The organism is Brumimicrobium mesophilum (assembly GCF_003025005.1).
GTDB classification, from domain to species: domain Bacteria; phylum Bacteroidota; class Bacteroidia; order Flavobacteriales_D; family Crocinitomicaceae; genus Brumimicrobium; species Brumimicrobium mesophilum.
The window spans coordinates 184878-207913 of the sequence record NZ_PVSS01000006.1; the positions used below are offsets into that span (position 1 = coordinate 184878).

Genomic DNA, 23036 nt, shown 5'->3' on the forward strand with positions numbered 1-23036 from the left:
TATATTAAGTTGCTAATTAGATAAAATCTTATTAATTAAATACTATTGTGTACGTTGTTAGTATTAGAGCTACTAATGATATAAATATACCACCTGATGTTCTCCATACCGTTCCTTGAGTCCTTTTTGCTGTGTTAGGCTCTATATATACAACATCATTTTGTTGTAAGTAGTACACTGGTGAGCTAAAAACTTCATCGGTTTTTAAATTAATTCTGTACTGCGCTCTTTTACCATTTTCTTCTCTTATAACTAAAACGTTTTCACGTTCTCCTGTTATATCTAAATCTCCAGATAAACCTATAGCTTCTAGTAATGTAATTCGCTCATTAGGAATATTGTAAGTACCTGGTCTATTAACATCTCCAAGAACTGTAATTTTATAATTCTGAATTTGAATGTTTACAACAGGGTTTTTAAGATAAAGTGCATATCTCTTTTCTAAAATATCTGTTGCAACAGTTCTACTTAAACCTCCTAGTTTGATTTTTCCTAAAACAGGTAGGTTAACGATTCCATCAGGGTCTATTAGGTATCCGGATTTTGCTGCATTACCAGTCATGTAACCTTGATTTAGAGGTCTTCCTCCACCTGATTCAGGGTAATTAAAAGGAATAACACTTTCAGGATCGTTAGCTGTTATTACAACAGATAAGAAGTCATCAGGTTTTAGAGTTGGGGTAAATTGCATGTTTTGTTTTACACTGTCTTGTGCAAGACTGTCTTGATTACTTGTTTGGAAGTATATCATTTTTTCACGTGTACCACAAGATCCAAGCAGGATAGCAAAGCCAAGGAAGATTAATATAGAGGGTATTTTTAACATAGTATATATATAAGTGGGCAAATATACTTAATAAAAGTTGAATAAATCTTATTTATTTTCTTATGTTTTTATTTGATTTATATAAGAGTCTTCTAAATTATTTCGAACTGAGATTAAGCTCACTTGAATTTTGATTTTAAATTTAATCTCTGATGATTTGATAACCAGGGTTGTTTTGAGGGTTGTAAACAAATTTACTGTCAGGAACCGACTTGTTTTTTTCAAAAACATCTATGGAGTATGTCATGGTACTGCCATCTTTGGTTTTCATAATGGCTTTTTGTAATTCGTTGTTGTCGGTAGCTACATAAAGCATAATTGTGTGATAATTAACTTCGTTTGGATTAGTTGGGTATAAACTTATTTGATGAACTTTTTTGCCATTTATTTGAGTTTCCTTGTCGTACTTATTTTTAAATCCATCCTCCCAAATAGTCATCAATTTTTTTGGGTTCATTCCCTCATCATCGTCAAGGTCAACATCACTTTGGTAAACTACTTTCTCTTCTTTGACAACTGTCCAGTTTTTAACAGCATTAGAGATCAATATGTTTTGACCTAATGAAGCATAGTATTTATTACCCTTAACAAAACCTTCTCCTTTTTGATTAGAATCTTCGCCTGTAGCCGAATTTTTAACATTCATGGTGAACTCAATATAGAAAGAGCTCATGCTTTTAATTTCAGCAGACATCTGATTCAAGATTTTCTCTGACTTTTGGTCTGATTGTGCAAACAAATTAGTCGCTATAAATAAAATTCCGATAATTAAATATTTCATCTGTTATATTTTTGAATATGTATTTGCACAAAACGTGCCAATATATATTTTGCAAATGTAATGATTTATATTGTTTATTTTAAGCTTATCTTAATCCTTTGGAGTTCAAATGTTCGTTTAGTGCTTCGTCTGTTGGGATGAGGACATCTCTTGCTTTACTTCCTTGAAATGGTCCAATTATACCATGGGCTTCAAGTTGATCCACAATTCTACCTGCGCGGTTGTACCCTAATTTTAATTTTCGTTGTAACAAGCTGGCTGAACCTTGCTGGTGTGTAACAATCACTTGTGCTGCTTCAAAGAATTTACCGTCTAACTCATCGTCAACATCTAAAGAATTTCCTTCTGAAGTTTCACCTGTATATTCAGGTAGCATCATGGCGTCAGGATAGCCTCTTTGTTCACCAATGAAATCACATATTGCTTCTACTTCAGGGGTGTCAACAAACCCACATTGTAAACGAATGACTTCATTACCTGTAGAAATCAACATATCTCCTTTTCCAATTAACTGATCAGCTCCAGAGGTGTCTAGAATTGTACGTGAATCGATTTTTGATAAAACTCGGAAAGCTATTCTGGCAGGGAAATTGGCTTTTATCATCCCTGTAATTACGTTTACTGATGGCCTTTGAGTAGCGACAATTAAATGTATTCCAATTGCACGAGCTAACTGAGCGAGTCGTGCTATAGGGTGTTCTACTTCTTTTCCAGCAGTCATGATTAGATCGGCAAACTCATCAATTAATACCACGATATATGGCATGTATCTGTGCCCGTTCTCAGGATTCAATTTACGATTGACAAATTTTTCATTGTATTCTTTAATGTTTCTTGTTTGTGCCAATTTCAATAAGTCGTAACGGTCATCCATTTCAATACATAAGGAGTTCAATGTATTTACCACTTTTGAAGTGTCCGTAATAATCGCTTCTTCCTCGTCTGGTAATTTAGCTAAGAAATGACGCTCTATTTTATTGAAGAGTGTAAGTTCAACCTTTTTAGGGTCAATTAAAACGAATTTCACTTGAGATGGATGTTTCTTATATAATAAGGAAACCAATATCGCATTTAATCCTACAGATTTACCTTGACCGGTAGCTCCGGCGACTAATAAGTGGGGCATTTTAGCAAGGTCAAAAGCAAATGTTTCGTTTGTTATTGTCTTACCTAAAACAATAGGTAGTTCAGCTTTGGAGTTTTGAAATTTTTCGGATGCGATTAAAGAGCGCATGCTCACTATTTCGGGATTACTATTCGGTACTTCAATTCCAATCGTTCCTTTTCCTGGAATAGGTGCAATAATTCGTATTCCTAAAGCGGCTAAACTTAAAGCGATGTCATCTTCCAAGTTTTTAATTTTGGAAATTCTAACACCTGGCGCAGGAACTATTTCATACAAAGTTACCGTTGGTCCAATTGTCGCCTTGATTTTAGCAATATCAATTTTATAGTTGGCTAAAGTGTTGACTATATTGTCTTTATTTTGTTCTAATTCTTCTTTAGTTACACCGCCTTGCGTACTTTCAAACTTTCTTAGTAAGTCAATCGTTGGGGGAGTGTAACTTGATAAATCAAGTTTTGGATCATATGGTCCAAAATCCTCTACCATTTTATTTAAATCAGTGTCAGAAATCTCCTTTTCGCTTTTAGGTACTTCAACTAAAAAGTCGTCTTCATCATTGTTTTCTGAGATAACACTTTTGGGAGTAACTAAAGTTGGTTCAGGTTCTGCATTTGGTTTTACTACTTCGAAATCATCGTCACTTTCGGCTTCTTCCTGCTCGCCAACAGAATCCGAAGGGTGGTTGTCATCTTTGAAAGTTACTTGAAATTCTTCCTCTTCCTCGCTTTTTTCATCCTCTTCGAGATTGATATCATCAGAATCATCTTCATTTTCTGATACAGTGAGTTCCTCATCTGTCAACAACTCTTCTTCATCTTCTTTTAAGAAAGCGTTGTTATTTTGATCTGATACGGCTGATTTGGAGCTGTCTTTCTTAGGGAAATATCTTTGGAAAATCTCTTTAAAATCAGGGTTAAATAGTGCTACAATAGCCACAAAGAGCAAAACTAGAATTAAAAGTACAGCTCCGAAAATTCCTAGGACAGCGCTTAGCCATTCCTTTATTGCATAACCGAATGATCCACCAAGATAGTTGACTCTGGATGTCATTAATCCTAAGAATGCTGAAAACCAGATGATAGCAATAAATGTTACAAGGAATGTTCTCCTCAATGGAAGTAGTCTAATGTTTAGCAATAGTCTAACGCCAGATAGCATGAGTAAAAAGCTGAATGCGAACGAAGCTAAACCGAACCATTTAAACATGAAAACATGGGCAGTCCATGCACCAAATTTCCCTAACCAATTAGTTACTTCAATATCAGGGCTGCTGAAAATGAATTCAAAAAACGTAGTTGAAACGATTAAATCTTGGTCTTCTCTCCAACTAAAAAGATAGGAAGTAAAGGCAATGAATAGATAGATTGAAAGTAAAAGGAGTATAGCGCCACTAATCGACTTGGCTTTTCTGCGGTCAATTTTTGCGTATAAAGTTGAGAAAGATTTACTTTTACCTGATTTGGTTTTGATATCTTTTTTCTTCTTTTTGTCTTTCTGTTTTAAAGTATTCCCTTTTGCCATTCGTTTGCTACGGATTAATTCTGCTAATATAAGGAATGCTTCCGTTGGTTTTAAAGAAAATCTAGAAGGCTATTCACAACTAACTGTTAGTTCTCGATTAGTTCAATAAACTCATCTAAAGTAATGATTTCATAGTCGGAAGGAATTCCAAATAAATCAATGCTTAATGGTCTTTCTTCAATCGAGTAAAGTTTATAAGTAACCCACATTCCACTCACGTTCAATGAGTAATTTACAGGTAGGCCAGGTATTCCATCTATAGCGGTTGAATATTTTGAAGGGATTTCAGGCAAATAATTCATCACCATTGTGGTGTCGTAAATTACATCGGTGACTTTAATGTTTTTTGCTTTGCGTCCTGCAAGGATTTCTTTACCCATTTTCTTTTTGAAAATATATCTGGTTTCGTTTTTTGTTGTATCTTCTACCGTTTGAATTGCTATCTTTTTAATACCGATATCCATCAAGATATAGGCCTTGTTTTTAGGGATATGCTTAATGTAAATTTGTTTTCCAATTGCCGTAAAACTATCAATTCTCAACATCGAATCTTTCGCGTAGACAACTTGGTAGTTGATACTGTCACTTTTATCAGGGTTGTTTAGAGCTGAAGATACGGAATAGACTAATTTTCCCTCAAAGGATTCAACAACCTCTTTCTGGTTTGAGCACGCAAATAGAAAGAGGGATAAAAATAAATATGTAAAAGTATTTTTCATTAAAGACTGAAGTTCAAAATTCCGTTACAAAATTAAGACAAATTTTCTCCTTAGAATGAATTCATAAAAGAGATATTGTTCTGTTTTTACTTTTATGAATATTAAGTATGATTTTTTATCTTTGCTCAATTAATATTTAAAGAAATCTATTGTGATGGGAAAATCTATAGCATATATAATTAACGATTCAGAAATTTCTGCAGGAACACGAGGTGCAAGCCTTGGGCCGGGAGCTTTACGCGTTGCAGATGACAATGCAGGGAATTTCTTGTTTTCAAAGTATCCAATTCATTATGTGGTAACCATGAATCACATGTTGGATCAACCTACGAAATATCAATGGGGGAAAAGAGCTGATGGTTTAGCAACAGTTTATAAAAATGTGGCTGAAGTTGTAAGCAGGGAAAGAAAAAAGAACGACTTTATTGTTGTTATTGCTGGAGACCATGGCTCTGCTGGTGGTACAATTGCAGGGCTAAAAGTTGCGAATCCAAAGAATAGATTAGGTGTTTTATGGGTTGATGCGCATGGAGATTTACATACACCTTATACTACACCAACAGGAAATATGCATGGAATGCCTTTGGCAACAGCATTAAATGAAGATAATTTAGAATCAAAAATAAATGATCCTCACCCCGATACCATCAAGTTTTGGAATGAAATGAAAAATACTGGTGGAATTACACCAAAAATTAATGCAGAAGATCTTGGTTTTATAGGACTTCGGGATCTAGAAACCCCAGAAGTTGAATTGATGGAGCGTTTAGGAATTAAGAATATTTCTGTTTATGAATTACGTGAAGTAGGGGTTCGTCCAATTCTACAACGTTTGGATGAGAAATATGCTGATTGTGACGAGATATACCTTTCTTTTGATGTGGATTCTATGGATCCTAAATTGACATCTCACGGGACAGGAACTCCAGTTCCTCATGGAATATCAATTGAAGAAGCAGGAATTATTTTGAGGCATTTTGCTAAGCACCCAAAGGTAAAATGTATAGAGTTTGTTGAAATTAACCCTTGTTTGGACGAAAAAACTAATCGCATGGCTGAAGTAGCATATGGATTGATTACTGAGGTAATTCATGTTGCTGAAAGAAAAGCATAAAATTGAAAACAATGTTGTTCTTACGTAGGAATGTAACAGGTTAAATCAAGTATAAAATTTAGAATGGAAAATAAAATTAAAGCATTATTGCTTGAAAATAGTTTGTCGATTTTTGGAGTTGAAATTGAAGAGAAATTAATTCAGTTTCAGAAGACAAGAAAAGATGTGGAAGGGGATATGACTTTGGTTGTTTTTCCATTTGTGAAAATATTAAAATCTTCTCCAATTAAAGTAGGAGAGGATATTGGTCGTTTCTTGACTGATGAAATGGACGAAGTTGAAGGCTACAATGTGGTGAGTGGGTTCTTAAATCTGAATTTAACAAACGATTTTTGGAAAAATGAACTTTTCAATATGACTGAAGATGAAAACTTCGGATGTGCACCATCGCCTTCAGGAGAAATGTATATGGTTGAATATTCTTCACCGAATACAAATAAACCTTTGCATTTAGGACATATGCGTAACATCTTTTTGGGATACAGTGTTTCTGAAATTTTGAAAGCAAATGGACACGAAGTGGTGAAAACACAAATCATTAACGACCGTGGTATCCATATTTGTAAAAGTATGGTGGCTTGGGAGCAATTTGCTGCTAAAGATGAAAATGGAGAAAGAGAAACCCCTAATTCTACAGGATTAAAAGGAGATCATTTTGTTGGGAAATACTATATTGAATTCGACAAGCAAGTAACTCTTCAAGGATTTGAATTGGTTACTGAATGGAAAGCAAATGACTATTCAGATAGTGCTATTCCAGAAGAAGCAAAAGAAAAATTACCTGGATTGTTTGCAGCCTTTGAAGCAGCAGATGATGACAAGAAAAAAACTGGAATTTATCGTAAAATTGCTGCTTTTGGTGTGCCTTTCACACAGTTGACCAAGGATGCAAGTGAAATGTTGTTGAAATGGGAGTCAAATGATCCTGAGGCAAGAAAACTTTGGGGAATGATGAATAACTGGGTTTATGTTGGTTTTGACAAGACATACAACCGAATGGAAGTTGATTTTGATAAAATTTATTATGAATCTGAAACTTTCTTGATTGGTAAAGACCATGTTACAGAAGGCTTGGATAAAGGTGTTTTCTTTAAAAAAGATGATGGTTCTGTTTGGGTGGATTTGACGGAAGAAGGTTTAGATGAGAAATTGGTACTGCGAGCGGATGGAACAGCTGTTTACATGACGCAAGACATCGGAACAGCAATTGATCGATTTAAAGATTATCCAAAATTAAATGGAGTTATTTATACTGTTGGAAATGAGCAGGATTATCATTTTCAGGTTTTATTTTTGATTCTGAAGAAATTAGGCTACGATTGGGCCAAAAATTGTTACCATTTATCTTATGGAATGGTCGATTTACCAGATGGTAAAATGAAATCTCGTGAAGGTAAAGTAGTGGATGCCGATGACTTGATGGAAGAAGTTGTTTCAATGGCTAAAGAGAGTACGAAAGAACGTGGGCACATTGATGGAATGACAGAAGCGGAGCGTGACAATCTTTATGAATTGATTGGAATGGGAGGTTTGAAGTATTATTTACTGAAAGTTGATCCACAAAAACGCATGAAGTTTAATCCGGATGAATCTATTGAATTAAACGGAAACACTGGACCTTTCATTCAATATGCATATGCAAGAATCAATTCATTAATGACGAAAGTTGAATTGGTGAATCCTGAAAAAGACATGGACATTGATCAGGCAGAAAAAGAATTAATTAAACAATTGAGTGAATTTCCATTGGTGGTTAAAGAAGCAGGTCAAAATTATAGTCCAGCTTTAATTGCCAATTACACCTTCGATTTAGTAAAGAATTATAATTCATTTTATCAGGCATTTAGTGTGATGAAAGAAGAAAATATAGCATTGAAAAATGCGAGAATATTAATTAGTCAAAATACAGGTAAAGTTATTCAAACAGCAATGCGTTTGTTGGGAATTAACGTACCAAATAGAATGTAAAAAGTAGAATCATGAATATTATCCTCCACGATTTATCGAATCATTTAACATTTGCACCACTGACACTCACACGACCGGTAGGGAATCTTCGTATTGGAATGTGGACAAATGATGAGCGTTGGCAATTTTATTTACCAGAAGCTTCAGTTTCATTTAAAACGGAAGACTATTTATCTGATAAGTTTCCGATGAAGCAATCAAAGGATAATATTTGGATTAATTCTGCTGTGATTCCTAACGCTGAATTAGTGGAGTTGGTTCAAAAATTAGAGGTGAATCAAAGTTTGTATATGCAGGGCGTTTTTTTGGCGCACAGAGGAGAATTTTTTGAACCTAAAAACAGTGTTTCAAAAACGATTGAAGATTTAGTTGTCTTAGAAAACCGCTGGGATTTATTTCAAAAGAATGATATTGCACTTGCAGCTGACTATAAAGCTTATACTGAAGGAAAAGAAAGTGCCCAACTTTCAACAACGAATACTTTGATTGGAGATGCAAGTCAACTTTTTATTGAAGAAGGAGCAACTGTAGAATGTGCAATTCTTAACGTTAAATCGGGACCAATCTATATAGGAAAGAATGCCGAAATAATGGAAGGTAGTGTTGTTCGAGGTGGTTTAGCCATGGCAGAAAGCAGTGCTTTGAAATTATCAACTAAAGTGTATGGGGCTACTTCTTTAGGACCACACTGTAAAGTTGGAGGAGAAGTGAATAATGTGATCTTTCAAGCATATTCTAATAAAGGTCACGATGGTTTTTTAGGAAATTCAGTGATTGGAGAATGGTGCAATCTTGGAGCTGATACGAATTGTTCTAACCTCAAAAATAACTATGGTAATGTGAAAACCTTTAGTTATTTATCGGAAGGAATGGAGCAAACGGAATTGATGTTTATGGGAGTTTCTATGGGAGATCATTCCAAAACGAGCATTAATACCATGTTAAATACTGCAACTGTGATAGGTGTTTGCGCCAATATTTTTACATCTGGTTTTCCTCCAAAGTATGTTCCTAATTTCTCATGGGGAGGTGAAGAAAATTCTTCAGTTTATGATTTAGATAGAGCAATAGATGCTGGAAACCAAATGATGATTCGAAGAAAGAAGAAAATTACCGAGGGAGACTTGAAAATATTAAATTATTTATTCCCGAAGAAATAAAATTATAAATTTTCAGGGAGAAGGTATACCAACCAATTTAATCTATAGAAGTTAATTTGCTCTTTATTTATAAGATTCCGAACTTTTATAGATGAAGTTGTAAAAATTGAAAATCGATGTATTGGCTTCAGTTCAGTTGCTATTGTTTTCAAAATATATTACCTATGAAATTAAGTGTCATAATATTTTTGTTATTCTATCTGTTTTCTTGCTCCGAGAAATCAGAAAATACGTTGATCAATTCCGAAGCTTTGGAGTTGAATTCTATTGAGTCAAATGGAATTTACCTCGACACAATCAATTCTACCTATCCATTGCAGATTGGTAACAATAAAGGGTTTGTAAAAGTATTTGGTGTTGGGACATATAAAGATCAAAAGTTAATCAAGAGTGATTTCCTTATTTCGCTTGTTAACATACCAAACTTTTCGATATCCAAGAAAATAGATAAAGCTGTGATAATTGACTCTAATGAAAATTTACTTTTAAAAGATACAGTTAACTATGACTACCTAGATTTAGCGATTATTAAAAATGTAGAATTCAAATTTGTAAGAGCTAATACATTATATTTTAATGCGATACTTGAAAATCCAATTGATGGGAAAATAATCAGGGGGAGTTTTAATTTGTTCTACCGAACCAAGAGAAAAGGTGAAGTCTACGGTTGGATTACGGATGAAATAAATGAATATTTAAATTTTACAAATTGAAAGCAGTGAGAAAAAGAGTTGTTTTTGCATAAAAGGTTCTTCTTCGAATATTCTAATTTAGCTCAAATCATGTTTTTTCTAAATTTCATCTCCCTGAAATTCTTGCCCTCTCCCTACTAATTCTCTCCTTTTCGATTTTTATCGATATCCTCTCCCTTGTGCCATAATAAAAAACTGTCAAAACTGACAGTTTTTTATTATGGCACAAGGATTGAACAATATCAACCTGCAATTATTGTTGGGGATTTAATAAATTTCTTTAACTTAATAATAAGTACTAACTGACACATTGACGCAAAAGCGCATATAAGATATGAATGATATTTTTGATAAAAGCATAATAAGAGTTGGATCACCAGATGATCAAGATGCAGAATTCATCCCTTTAATCACACAAGAAGAGGAGGAAGATATGAACAATGCAGAATTTCCATCGGATATTCCGATTTTACCCTTAAGAAATAATGTATTGTTTCCTGGAGTTGTAATTCCAATTACGGTTGGAAGGGATAAATCCATTGATTTAATTAAGCACGCCAATGGGAGTGATAAAGTAGTTGGAGTTGTTTCACAAAAGAATCCGGAAGTAGAGGATCCAGAAGGAAAAGACCTTCATAAGATAGGTACTGTGGCAACGATTCTTCGTTTGTTAAAAATGCCTGACGGAACTTCAACAGTAATCATTCAAGGGAAGAGAAGATTTGAATTAGAAGAAATTACACAAGAAAAACCGTTTTTACGCGGTAAAATTAAATTGTGTAAAGAAGCTAAAGCACCGAAACGCAGTAAAGAATTTACAGCGATAATTCAATCAATGAAAGAATTGTCATTGAAAATCATCAAAGAATCTCCCAGCATTCCATCTGAAGCTCAATTTGCAATTAAAAATATTGATAGTCCAAGTTTCTTAATCAATTTTATTTCATCAAATATGAACGCTGATGTTGCTACAAAGCAAAAGATGCTGGATGAAATGGATTTGAAGAAAAGAGCAATGTCTGTTCTTCAACATTTAACTATTGAAGCGCAGCAACTTGAAATGCGTAACGAAATTCAAACACGGGTAAAGGTTGATTTGGATAAACAGCAACGTGAGTATTTCTTAAATCAACAAATAAAAACGATTCAAGAAGAGTTAGGTGGAAATCCACAAGAACAAGATGTGGAAAGAATGCGTGAACGAGCCAAAAAGAAAAAATGGTCGAAGAAAGTGGAGGAGATGTTCGAAAAAGAACTGAATCGTTTGCAGCGTTCTAATCCACAAGGAGCTGAATACACAGTTCAATTGAACTATTTGGAAATGCTTTTAGATTTACCTTGGGATGATTATACAAGTGATAATCTTGACCTTAAACGTGCAGAGAAAATTTTAGAAAGAGATCATTATGGTTTAGAAAAGGTAAAGAAGCGTATTCTGGAATATTTGGCTGTATTGAAGTTGAAAAAAGATATGAAATCTCCGATTCTTTGTTTTTACGGACCTCCGGGAGTTGGTAAAACTTCATTAGGAAAGTCAGTTGCAGAAGCATTGGGAAGAAAATATGTAAGAATGTCATTGGGTGGAATTCACGATGAAAGTGAAATTCGTGGACATAGAAAAACTTACATTGGTGCAATGCCAGGACGTGTAATTAAGAACATCAAAAAAGCAGGAACATCGAATCCAGTTTTTGTATTGGATGAGATTGATAAAATAGCACGTTCTAACCATGGAGACCCTTCCAGTGCAATGTTAGAGGTTTTAGATCCTGAACAAAACAATGAATTTTATGATAATTATTTAGAAACAGAATATGATTTATCGAAAGTGTTGTTTATTGCAACAGCGAATGATTTATCAACAATTCAGGGTCCATTACGTGACCGTATGGAAATGATCGAGGTTTCTGGATATACTGTTGAAGAGAAAGTCGAAATAGCTAAAAGACACTTACTTCCAGACCAAATTAAGGAGCATGGAATAAAAAAATCTGATATTTCTATTGGAAAAGCCACTCTTGAAAAACTAATTGAAGAATATACAAGAGAATCAGGAGTGAGGGGATTAGACAAGGCCGTTGCCAAATTGGTAAGAAATCGTGCCCGTCAAATTGCAATGGAAGAAGATTTTAAGAAAACCATTTCAGCTGAGAATCTAGTTGATATTATGGGGCCTGGAAGAAAGAAAACAATGTATGCAAACAATGATGTTGCTGGAGTTGTTACAGGATTGGCTTGGACTTCAATGGGTGGTGATATTTTATTTATCGAATCTTCTTTGGCTAAAGGAAAAGGTAAATTAACGTTGACTGGAAACCTAGGAGATGTAATGAAAGAATCTGCAACGATTGCTTTGCAATTTTTGAAAGCACATCCAGAATGGATAGGATTAGAGGCAGATGTTTTCAATAATTATGATGTCCACATGCACGTTCCAGAAGGAGCAACACCAAAAGATGGTCCATCAGCAGGAATTACAATGTTGACGTCTTTGGCTTCTTTGTTCACGCAAAGGAAGGTGAAGAAGAATCTTGCGATGACAGGAGAAATTACTTTAAGAGGTGATGTTTTGCCAGTTGGAGGAATCAAAGAGAAGATTTTAGCTGCAAAACGTGCAGATATAAAGGAAATCATTCTAAGTGATCAAAACAAGCAAGATATTGAAGAAATAAAAGAAGATTATTTGAATGGTTTAACTTTCCATTTTGTGAGTAACATGAAAGAAGTTTTGGATATCGCTTTGACAAAAGTTAAAGTTTTGGACGCAGTTTCGGTGAACTAATTACGAATTAGATAATTACGAATTACGAACGGCTTTAGACCTCAGCGTAGCTAATTATTGGTTTATGTTTTAATTAAGAAAGCCACTTTCTATTTTGGTAGGGAGTGGTTTTTTAGTGACTGGTTTTTTCTGAAATTATTTTTTAATTATTTACTCAATTTTAAAATTCTAAACGCTCCTTGAATTACTAAAATGAAAACGATTGTCCCTATAATCAAATCAGGTTTGCTAGAATTCATCCAATTCACTAAAATTCCAGCGATTATTACTCCTGAGTTTATGATTATATCGTTAGACGTGAAGATCATGCTGGCTTTCATGTGAGCTTCTTCTTTGCTTTTTGAAGTTTGTAATATTATTAAACAAGCTGCATTTGCAACTAATGCAAAAATTGAAACAATTATCATTGTCTGGAAGTCGGGGAGCTTTTCTGTTCCTAAAGTTCTTCTTAGGACTTCTATAAAACCGATTAGCGCGAGTAGTATTTGAAAATATCCAGCTAGTTTGGCTATTTTTTTCTTTTTGATTATTGATCCTCTAACGGCCAATAAACTTATACCATAAACGAAGCTGTCTGCAAGCATATCTAAACTATCTGCAATAAGTCCCATGGATTTTGATAAAATACCAGTAGATATTTCTATGGTGAAAAATAAGAAATTGATCCAAAGTACTACCCAAAGTAATTTACGCTGGCTATTGTGTTCTTGAAAACAGGTTTGATTTGATTTTTCATTCGAAATTATCTTACTGCCTAGATTAAGCGAGTTAATGGAATCTTCTATTTTATCTGAATGACCTGTGTGGAAAACGGTTAATTTTCGGTCAGCAATATTGAATTCTAAATGTGCTATACCGGAGAATTCAGCTAACTTCATTCTGATCAGACTTTCCTCGGATGGGCAATCCATTTTAGAAATTTCAAAAATTGTCTTTTGCATTTGTCTATTCTATATTTATGAATAGAACAATAATAGCACAGTTTCAGTGCAACTCGATTGCAAAGATTATTGGTTGCAATGATTGCATAGTCCTTTTATAACAAAATTAGCTTGCTGTAATTTGAAGTTTTCAGGGAGTTGGATATTAGGAATTGGAGTGTCTAAAAGACAGAAAGTTTTGCCGCAATTGGAGCAATAGAAATGAAAGTGTAAATCTTCTGGATCGCAATTACAATCTTCCGAGCAAATTGCATATTTAATCATGCCCGAACCATCTTCAATACTATGAATAACTTTGTTTTTTTCAAAAGTCTTTAAAGTTCTGAAAATAGAACTTCTATCTGTGTATGTTAATTCGGCTTCAATGTCTTTTAATGAAACCGCCTTTTCTTGACTTAAAAGATGCTGTAAAACGACAATTCTTATCGAAGTGCACTTTACATTTTTAAGTTCAAGAATTTCTTCTGGGCTTTTCATGTTTGAAACTTTAACTCTAATCAACTTAGTTTATTTCTATAATTTTTTTAATTATCAATTACCTAAACCCTTTTCTCATAAAAAATTGTCTTCAAATAATTGCTCTGCGGAAAACCAATTGGGTGATCGTCATCGTGTAATTTGAAGTGTAGATATTTCCAACCATTTCCTGCTGTTATGCTCGCGCTTTTATGAATTTCTTCAAATTCTTCTAGACTGATGCGACTAGAACATGAGCCTAGAATTAAAGTTCCATGTTTCTTGGTTAAATCTCTACCCAGTCTTGCTAGTCTTTCATATTGGTTAGATGCACTATTTACTTCACTTGCTTGTTTTGCAAATGATGGCGGATCAATAATTACAATATCGAATTCTTGGTTTTTGTCGATTAATTCTTTCATGGCCAAAAATGCATCTTCTGCAACTGGAGTCCATTTAGATTTGTCGAGCTTGTTAAGTTTGATGTTTTCTGCAGCTACATCCATCGCTTGTTGACTAATGTCGATTGATGTTAAGGATTCTGCACCTCCTTTTAAAGCATGAATTCCAAATCCGCCAACATAACTAAATACATCGAGTACTTTTTTGTTTTTGGCATTTTCTTGAACCCATAATCTGTTTGGACGTTGGTCTAAAAAGAATCCAGTTTTGTGTCCAGACTGTGTGTAGGCGTAAAATTTCACACCATATTCTTCAAATTCTACTTTTTCATCTTCTAAAGGCTCACCAATAACGTGACCTTCTTCATAAGGAAAAGTGTTTTTCTGACCAATTTTTCTACTGAATCTGATGATAAGAGAATCTAATCCGTATAAACTTTGGATTTCTTCCATTAAGATTTCTAAGTAAGGTTTCCATATCTCAGAATATACTTTTAATACACCAGCTTTCGCATATACATCCAATATTAAACCTGGAAAACTATCATTTTCACCATGAATTCCTCTAAAACCTGTGATGCCTTTATTGATTAGCTTTTCTCTTTTCGAATACGCTTTTTTCAATTGAGCTTTCCAAAATTCAGTATTCAACTGTAAGCTATTTCCCTGAAAAATAATTTTAATTCTAATGATTTCTTTAGGATCCCACAATCCAAAAGCCATTGGTTTGTTGTAACGTTGGTCGAATATCACACACAAACTACCAGCCTCAGCGTTTTTATCTGGAGCTTTTTCAATACTGTTTTCAAATATCCAAGGATGACCTTGTTTTACGGCTCTCTCTCCGGCTTTATTCAGTTTTATTGCTAATGTGGGGATTTTCATTTTATTCGTTTTGGAATTGCGAAAGTAGTGATTTTTGAGGGAGTAGGGTGGTTTTTACTTACGGACGATTTGCTATTTGTTCTAACTAGGAGTGGTTGAATCGACGAAAATTGAATTAAAATTTCTTAGTCGTTTTTAATTGTGAACCTCAAGCCCAAATATTTCCTGCTAGATTTACAGGATGGACATTTTAAAGTAACGGTGTGAACAATAAACACATCACCATTTTCTAGATTGATTCTTTTTTCTAGATTTCGAAGACTGTAAATATTTGAATAATGAAGGCTATCGCCATTAGCCTTTTCAATAATTATGTAGCAACTCTGCACGGAAGTACAAGGATTTAATAGTTGAGGTGTATAAGTAACTTCAAAATAAGGGTTGTTGAACAGTTCTAGTGACGAAACAACAGAGTCTCGAAGACCTGCTAAGTACACTTGAATAGGATTTAGAGTTTCAACTCGGATTTGAAATTCTTTAATAATCTTTTTTCCTTCAAACAATTGCAATGTTTGCACTCCTTGCGTTTTTGGCGAGTAACCGAAAGAGTTTGTCGAATTTTTAGAAATCGTATCCCCACTACAAAGTAGAGTGTGCGTTTTTTCTTGATTAATTCCAGTAATTTCTAGGCGATTATAAGTGTGAGCATAAGCCACAGCTGAGTCGGGTGATACCAAACTCATGTTTTTCATTTGAACTTGTGCTGAAATTCCAAATGAAATTAGAATGCATATTAATGTTGAAAAAAGCCTCATAAAAATAGAACGTTTTGTAGTTGTTAGGTTACATAATCAAAAGTGATTTATTTATTATCAATTTCGTAGTCAAATATTTTGAGCCATTTGTGGGTGTTTCTTCTGGAATTAGCTTTTATTTTTCAATGTCGATTATCGCAATAGATAATTAGAGAAGGCTCTTTATTTCCTATAAAATCTATACTTGGACAACCGAAAGAAAGCCATAAAAATCCGTATAGAATTGTAGGTTTATTTTTAAATATTTTTCCCGTCCATTGATTGTTTTCGGATTCTGAAAATAACGGTGAAAGATCTGTGCCTTCTGTATACATAAATGCTGAATTATGGACAATTTCTTTAGTCTCTTTGTGCCTTATAATAAGGTGCCTACCTTCAGTCATTCCTTTTAGAACTTCTAAATTCTGAATAAGATACTCGTGTTCATTAGTTAAATATTTATAAGTTTCGCCGGGAGAATAAGTATCTTCCCAATTTTTATTGATTGGAATTTCAATTCCTGAAGGAAATTCAGACTTATGAACCTTTTGCCATTTTATTTGATGAATATTTCCAGTTTGAAATGGATTTGACGAACCAATAAATACAAATGAATTCCAATAAAATGTTCCCATCGATTCAAGATCAAGATCCAGAATTTTTAAAGCTACAACTTCTCCAAAATAAGGATTTTGTTTACGAATTAATTCTGTTTTGTCAACTTGAAATTTAAAAACAGTATCAAGAAGCATATTGTAAATAAAAATAGAATCAGTTTCCTTTATTTTTACAAAATTTAAAAAATCGGACTTAATATTTTGGGGTAAAGTTTGAATTTCATCCTTTTTTAATTCATTTTTCTCGTAAAAAACTTCGGCAAATGGCCACGTTTCTTCATTCCAAAGGTTCATGTCTGTAAGTGGAATAAAAGCGCCCTTCTGAACAGAGTCAAAAGAAAAAAGTTGGATATTAAACAACCGAAGTTCTTGCGAACTCCCGAGTAAAGGTAGGATAAACGTCAAAATAAAAAATAGTTTTTTCATCTTTAGAAATTGATTTTAAATAAAGAAATGCAAATCATGACATTATAATAGCAGATAAAGAACACATAAAAATCATATACTTAAATGGCAATTATTTCATATTCATCAAGTAAAAAGACAATTGAGATTAAAGATATAAACAGAAAGCGCAGTTTTAAAGTTGGACTAAATAGGCTCATATTAATTTTATTATCCTTATTAATCGCTATAATTCCTAAAATGATCATTACAGTAGTACTACCAACAATAACTAACATTTTGGAATTTGGAAAATCCAAAATATTAAATAGAATTCCGATGATTGCAATTCCAGAAGCAATTCCTCCTAATTTGAAAAAAAAGGAGTTCATTTCTTTGGCTTCTTCCTCAGGGAAACTTTTCTGAGCAGCCAAAACATAGGCTAATGATACAGTGGACAGTAGGACAATTGTTATTAGATTGGAGTATTGAATGTTTAAGGGCTTTAGTGCAAAAGCAACTACAGTGAGAGAAATGAATAGGTATTCGTTTTTTAATACACGCGCACTAATTTTATCAATAGGTTTCAAATTATTCATTTTTATTTTTAGGATAAAAATAATTGAAATACGGGATTATGTGATGAAATTAAAAATTCATTATCCATTTTTTCTGCGTGAAATTACCTTATTCTTGCTATCACTCCCATTATAAGTCACTCTTTCAATCCAATCAGAATTCCCTTTTTCGTAAGTGACTTCTGTTAATTCTAATAATTTAATGAATTCAAAATAATCTTTGGTGGTTTCTCTACTGTGAATTTTTCTGTCGTTAATTTCGAACTCAATAGAGTTTAAATCCCAATTTTGGACAATTCCAACAATCTCTCCATCTTCAAAAATGCATTCTGCCAGTTTTAGATTGTTATACATTCCAAATCCAACGAGTTGTCCTGCAAGAATTCCCCTTCCTTGCATCATTCCATTTACGCAGTCGCCTCTTAAAATTACAGTGAGTTCTTTTGATTCGTAATAAGGTTTCCCATTAAGGTATCCTCGGATTTTATCGGGAGTAAAGCTGATTAATATTGTATCTTCGACTCTTCCCGTGTAAGGTTTACCATTTACATATTTAAAGGCCTTTAGATTGCTCGACATTTGTTTATCGAATCGAGTTGATTCAATAAATGGATTATCATATATTTCTTTGTTAAAGCCACCGTTGATTGTATCTTTTCTCCAGCCATCGGCAAGATGATAACCTGCTATGGTTTCACCAACATATTGATTATAGGTTAAACCATCATTTTTTGGATAATTGGTTCTTTCATCTACAGATGGCAGGAAATCATGAAGTTTGGCTTGCCTGTTCGGACAGCATGAGCAACCTACCTGACAACATATATGACTATGTGCGCAATCAATAATTTGAATTTCTTGATGAACAATTTTCTCTTTGTTTAAAGTGTCTTCTTGACCAAAAGCGGTAAATTGAAATAATAGAAATAAGAAAATGATGTAATTTTTCATTAGAATTAATGTTTTAATATGTGTGAATTTAAGTTCTATTTTTCCTTTTCCTCATTCAGAATTAAACTACTGCTTTTTATCAATTGTATTCCTCCATTCATATGATGAATAGAATAAACTCCCAGACTTTTGTTGGGTTTAGAATTGCCTTCACACATTCCATTTTTAGTTATAGTTTGTAAAAATAGGGTGAGGTGAGTTGTATTTATGATTTTATATGTTCCAGAAGTATTGGTGAAACAATCATTTCCGCAGGGAGCGGTGTAGTAACTTTCAAATGTTCCATCTTCTTTGAAAACGATATTATTTCCATAGTGGAATCTATCTGCTTCAGTTTGAAAGAGACGATATTCCTTGGTTTCTGAATCCGTAATGAGTTGGTTTATTCCCCATTTCCCTTGGATGGATTGGGCGTGTAAGTTTTGGAATATAAGCAAAATCGGAAGTAGAAAAAGTAATTTCTTCATGATGAAATGTATTTGTTTTATGTCAGTACATTCCAAGATGGAAAGGGTTCATTTTTAAAAAATAGATATATTTTCCTCAACCATTTTACCTCTCCAAATGCACAAATCCATGTTCCGTTCTTTCAGAACCATCTCTTTGAATTCCATTAATAATATAGAAGTAGACACCATCAACACAGTAATCTCCGTTTCTTTTTGTGCCGTCCCACAAGAAATCGTCTTCAATCACGATTGACTCATTCACAATATTTCCCCACCTGTTTAGAATAGTGACCGTATAGTTTTTGAAAGGATTATCAATCAAACGGAAAACGTCATTTGCATTATCTCCGTTTGGTGTTAAAATGTTGGGTATCGTTAAATTGGTCGTTACATTTACGATGACTTCATATGATGCCTGACAACCTTCGGAATCTGTAACAATTAAAGTCACAACGAGTTCTCCCGCGGAATTAAACAAGTAATCAAATGGAGTTCCATTGTTGTGGAATTGCTCTCCGCCAGTATCCCAATACCAATCTACAATTCCTCCAAAACCACCTGTGGAATAATCCGTAATTGTTGCCTGTTCTCCCCAATTCATTGTCAATGGATTGATTTCAAAATAGGGTGTAATTGGACTGACTTTTACTTCAATGGTGTCAAGGATATAAAGAATATTGCAATCGTCTTCATTGATTAAAGTTGCTGTTGGATAAAATGTTCCAGCCGTTTCATAAATGTAATTGAATTCATCAAGTGAATTTATAATTTCACCATTTCCTAAATCCCATACTATATCTGAAACACCTTCAAGATTGTATGGTGAAAATTTGTATTCATTTGCGCATTTGTCAAAGAGGGTCCATTCAACTTCACCAACCGGACCTCCAATTGTTAAATAATCAACGTAGGTTATCGAATCAGTGCAACCAAATTCGTCAGTAATAACTAATGTTCCTGAATAAGTTCCGGCAAAAACATAAGTATTATTTGGATTTTGAAGTGTTGAGAATTTTCCATCACTGAAATCCCAATTCCAATCAGTGATATTCCCATAAGATTCTGATGAATCAGTGAGGTCTGTGAAAACTGGCGGACAAATAAAATTACCATTTTCATTTATGTTTGCTCCGCTAAACTCAAATTCGAAGTTAGCATTAGGAGTTGAAGTGATGATTTCTTGTTTCAAAGTGTCTTTACAACCATTGATATCAGTAACAATAAGAGTAATGCTGTCTACAAAAGATAATTCGGTTGGTGATCCAAAGTGGTTAAAACTTGTGGTTAAACTTTCACTTGTAGATTCTTGAACATTGTTTATTAACCATTCAGATGATGTGAAATCAACGGAAGTGTTATTTGCTGTAAAAGTTTCATCATTACAAACCACAGGAGGGAAGTCAAAATCTGCGATTGGTTTGGTGATTTCTGTTTGAACAGAAGCAGTGGGAGAAACGCATCCAAAATCGTCAATAATATTCAGCTGTGTTTCGAAAATTCCTTCGTTTATGAAAGTGTAATTTGTAGTTTGATTGACACCCGTAGTTGTTTGCGTAGTTCCGTTTTCAAAAGTCCAATCAAAATTAGAAATAGGAACTCCACTTTGACTTACAGAATTATTGGTGAATGTAACTGTCAATGGGCTGCATCCGACGTTTTCTGATGGATTAATACTAGCGGTTGGTAATGCTAAGACATCCAACAAGAATTCAACCGTATCTGTACAACCAACATTATTGACAACGGTTAAAATAATCTCAGAAGTTCCAGGATTATCAAAGGGATAAGTGAAATTATTTAAGAATATGATGGTATCATTATTAATGTTGAAGTTACTACTGAAAACCCCATGAGTTGAGACGATATTATTGTTCGAAAATGTAACATAATCATTATTACAAACAGAATCATTAGAAGCGGTGATTACACCTTCGAGTTCTGATAAATGAATAATGGTAGTGATACTGTCAGAACATCCGGTGGTGTAATTATGAACCACTTGCTTTACATTATAAGAACCTAAATTATCAAAAGTGTGGGTAATTTGACCCGGGTTATTAGCGTAAACATTGGGTGAGAAATATTCTTCATTAGTACCATCACCCCAATCCCAAATCATCTTCGAATTATCTGTTACTTCACCGATTATTGCCAAATCGTTAAAAGTGACAACTAATGGTAAAGTTGGAGAGCAATAAACCTCGGTCACACTGAAATTGGCAATTGGAGCAATTATATAAACTGCATCCGTGTAAGAAATTGTATCCGGACAGCCTCTGAAGCTAGTGATAAGTTGAACATCAAAAAAACCCGTATCTAACGGGTAATCGTATACTGGGTCAACAAAATCTGAAGTTCCTCCATCACCAAAACTCCACAAATAAGTAAAGTCATTTGGATTGCTAGGTATTGAAACTGTTGATGTGTTTGTAAAGTTGAATGGTGATTTTGCACAACCAGATGAAGGTGTCCAAGTGAAATTGGCATTTGGTGGAATTCCTACTTTAATATATTCTGTGAGGGTAAAAGTTTGACTACAGCCTGCATTGGTAGTGACTGTTAACTCTACATCATACACTCCTTCGGAATAGGTTTGTGTAGGTGGATTTTGACCGTTAAAAGTAGAACCATTACCGAAATCCCAATTCCAACCTGTAATAGGATCATTTGTATTTGGAGATGTAGATAAATCTGTGAAATCTACATCAAGATCTTCACATCCTTCGCGTATATTTGCTTCAAATTCCGCAGTGATTGAAGAAACACTGATGATGTTATATTGTGCCGTAGAACCTGAGCAACCATTTGCATCTGTTTGGGTTAATGTAACAGAGTATACACCATTATTCGTGTAGGAATGTGGGGGTGGATTTGTGTTTGTAATTTGCGTTCCATCTCCAAAATTCCAATCAAAAGTTCCGCTACCACTACTTGTATTTGTAAAAGTGACAGGAAGAGGAGCACAGCCAGAAGATGGATTGAAAGTAAATGATGGGTTTGGAGTAGGGAAGACAGTAATTGTTTCTGTGTAAGTGTCGGAACAACCATTCACACTATTTGAAACTGTCAATGTAATAGTAAAAGTCCCAGTTGATGTATAAGTATGGGATGGATTGGGAACAGTAGATATTGTTCCATCACCAAAGCTCCAATTCCAACTATCTGTCCCGGGTGATGAATTATCTGAAAAAACAACTTGATTTCCTTCACAAGCATTTCCTGATGTAATGTTAAAATCAGCTTGATAATCGTAAATATCAATAGTTTGAGTCACTGAATTTTGACAACCTGTAACAGTATTAGTATTTGAAAGGGTAATGTCGTAAGTTCCTTGATTGGTATATGTTACATTTGGAGGATTTCCACTCGTAGAATTTGTACCATTTCCAAAATCCCAATTATATGTGACACCAGAACTAGGTTGAACATTTGTAAATGAAACATCGTTTGGCAATGTGCAACCACCTAAAATATTGGTGTCAAATCCGGTATTCGGAAGTGGATTTATAGTAATGTAATTTATCTTTACTTCTGGAGCGGCTCCGTTGGCGTCCACTGCTGTTAAAATGATGGTGAAATTTCCTGAATTTGTATATGCATGTGTTGGATTTTGTACAGTAGAAGTTGAACCATCTCCAAAATCCCATGTCCAAGCTGTAATAGTATTTGATGAGGTGGATAAGTCTGTAAATTGAATTTGTTCACCAACACAAACTTCTAAAGGTGATGCTGAAAAGTCAGGGTTTGGTTGCGCATAGGTAAAACCTATATATAAGAAGCTGACTAAAAATGTTAGAAACGATCTCATAATGTGTAGTTCAAAATAAGTACTTCATTCTCAAATACAAATACTTAATTGAGATAAAAATAAATAATTACTTTCATTTAAACTAATCCTAAGACTTTAACTAAGGTTTCTCGTCTAGTCCAATCCTTTTTTAGCAACTTCGC

General features: G+C 34.0%; 18 protein-coding genes. 5 read left to right on the forward strand and 13 right to left on the reverse strand.

The window, feature by feature from the left end; genetic code table 11:
- Positions 1-31: 31 nt before the first annotated feature.
- The 4 genes from C6368_RS08055 to C6368_RS08070 form a co-directional block, all read right to left on the reverse strand.
- Positions 32-751, reverse strand: a complete 720-nt coding sequence (locus C6368_RS08055; protein ID WP_159038509.1) for a polysaccharide biosynthesis/export family protein — start codon at positions 749-751, stop codon at positions 32-34.
- A gap of 217 nt (positions 752-968) precedes the next feature.
- Entirely contained in the window at positions 969-1607 is a 639-nt protein-coding gene (locus C6368_RS08060) for a LolA family protein (protein ID WP_107038675.1), read from the reverse strand.
- A gap of 85 nt (positions 1608-1692) precedes the next feature.
- Entirely contained in the window at positions 1693-4254 is a 2562-nt protein-coding gene (locus tag C6368_RS08065) for an FtsK/SpoIIIE family DNA translocase (protein WP_107038676.1), read from the reverse strand.
- Between the two features lie 86 nt (positions 4255-4340).
- Positions 4341-4973 (reverse strand): hypothetical protein, encoded by a 633-nt coding sequence (locus tag C6368_RS08070; RefSeq protein ID WP_107038677.1) that lies wholly within the window; start codon positions 4971-4973, stop codon positions 4341-4343.
- Between the two features lie 154 nt (positions 4974-5127).
- On the opposite strand from C6368_RS08070, the gene C6368_RS08075 reads away from it, so the two are divergent.
- The 5 genes from C6368_RS08075 to lon all read left to right on the forward strand — a co-directional run bounded on the left by C6368_RS08075 (position 5128) and on the right by lon (position 12689).
- Complete coding sequence (locus C6368_RS08075; protein ID WP_107038678.1) at positions 5128-6087, forward strand: arginase; 960 nt, start codon at positions 5128-5130, stop codon at positions 6085-6087.
- A gap of 63 nt (positions 6088-6150) precedes the next feature.
- Complete coding sequence (gene argS / locus C6368_RS08080) at positions 6151-8055, forward strand: arginine--tRNA ligase (protein ID WP_107038679.1); 1905 nt, start codon at positions 6151-6153, stop codon at positions 8053-8055.
- An 11-nt stretch (positions 8056-8066) separates the two neighbouring features.
- A complete protein-coding gene (locus C6368_RS08085; RefSeq protein ID WP_107038680.1) occupies positions 8067-9215 on the forward strand; it encodes a putative sugar nucleotidyl transferase in 1149 nt (382 codons plus the stop codon).
- Between the two features lie 164 nt (positions 9216-9379).
- A complete protein-coding gene (locus tag C6368_RS08090) occupies positions 9380-9928 on the forward strand; it encodes a hypothetical protein (protein ID WP_159038510.1) in 549 nt (182 codons plus the stop codon).
- A 313-nt stretch (positions 9929-10241) separates the two neighbouring features.
- A complete protein-coding gene (lon, locus tag C6368_RS08095; protein ID WP_107038682.1) occupies positions 10242-12689 on the forward strand; it encodes an endopeptidase La in 2448 nt (815 codons plus the stop codon).
- Between the two features lie 146 nt (positions 12690-12835).
- Here lon and C6368_RS08100 read toward each other — a convergent pair whose 3' ends face one another.
- The 9 genes from C6368_RS08100 to C6368_RS08140 all read right to left on the reverse strand — a co-directional run bounded on the left by C6368_RS08100 (position 12836) and on the right by C6368_RS08140 (position 22893).
- The gene (locus tag C6368_RS08100) at positions 12836-13630 is read right to left on the reverse strand and encodes a cation transporter (RefSeq protein ID WP_107038683.1); all 795 of its coding nucleotides are present in this window, start codon (positions 13628-13630) and stop codon (positions 12836-12838) included.
- A gap of 66 nt (positions 13631-13696) precedes the next feature.
- Positions 13697-14107 carry a Fur family transcriptional regulator gene (locus C6368_RS08105; protein WP_107038684.1) on the reverse strand — a complete coding sequence of 137 codons (411 nt, stop codon included), beginning with the start codon at positions 14105-14107 and terminating at the stop codon, positions 13697-13699.
- Positions 14108-14169: 62 nt separating this feature from the next.
- Entirely contained in the window at positions 14170-15372 is a 1203-nt protein-coding gene (locus C6368_RS08110; protein ID WP_107038685.1) for a class I SAM-dependent rRNA methyltransferase, read from the reverse strand.
- Positions 15373-15497: 125 nt separating this feature from the next.
- The gene (locus C6368_RS08115) at positions 15498-16055 is read right to left on the reverse strand and encodes a hypothetical protein (RefSeq protein WP_159038511.1); all 558 of its coding nucleotides are present in this window, start codon (positions 16053-16055) and stop codon (positions 15498-15500) included.
- A gap of 194 nt (positions 16056-16249) precedes the next feature.
- Positions 16250-17149, reverse strand: coding sequence for a hypothetical protein (locus C6368_RS08120; RefSeq protein WP_107038687.1), 900 nt, complete (start codon positions 17147-17149; stop codon positions 16250-16252).
- 80 nt (positions 17150-17229) lie between these two features.
- Positions 17230-17706 carry a hypothetical protein gene (locus C6368_RS08125; protein WP_107038688.1) on the reverse strand — a complete coding sequence of 159 codons (477 nt, stop codon included), beginning with the start codon at positions 17704-17706 and terminating at the stop codon, positions 17230-17232.
- Positions 17707-17766: 60 nt separating this feature from the next.
- Positions 17767-18636 (reverse strand): hypothetical protein, encoded by an 870-nt coding sequence (locus tag C6368_RS08130; RefSeq protein WP_107038689.1) that lies wholly within the window; start codon positions 18634-18636, stop codon positions 17767-17769.
- Between the two features lie 35 nt (positions 18637-18671).
- Positions 18672-19103, reverse strand: a complete 432-nt coding sequence (locus C6368_RS08135; protein ID WP_107038690.1) for a lipocalin family protein — start codon at positions 19101-19103, stop codon at positions 18672-18674.
- An 85-nt stretch (positions 19104-19188) separates the two neighbouring features.
- A complete protein-coding gene (locus C6368_RS08140) occupies positions 19189-22893 on the reverse strand; it encodes a PKD domain-containing protein (RefSeq protein WP_107038691.1) in 3705 nt (1234 codons plus the stop codon).
- Positions 22894-23036: the final 143 nt, after the last annotated feature.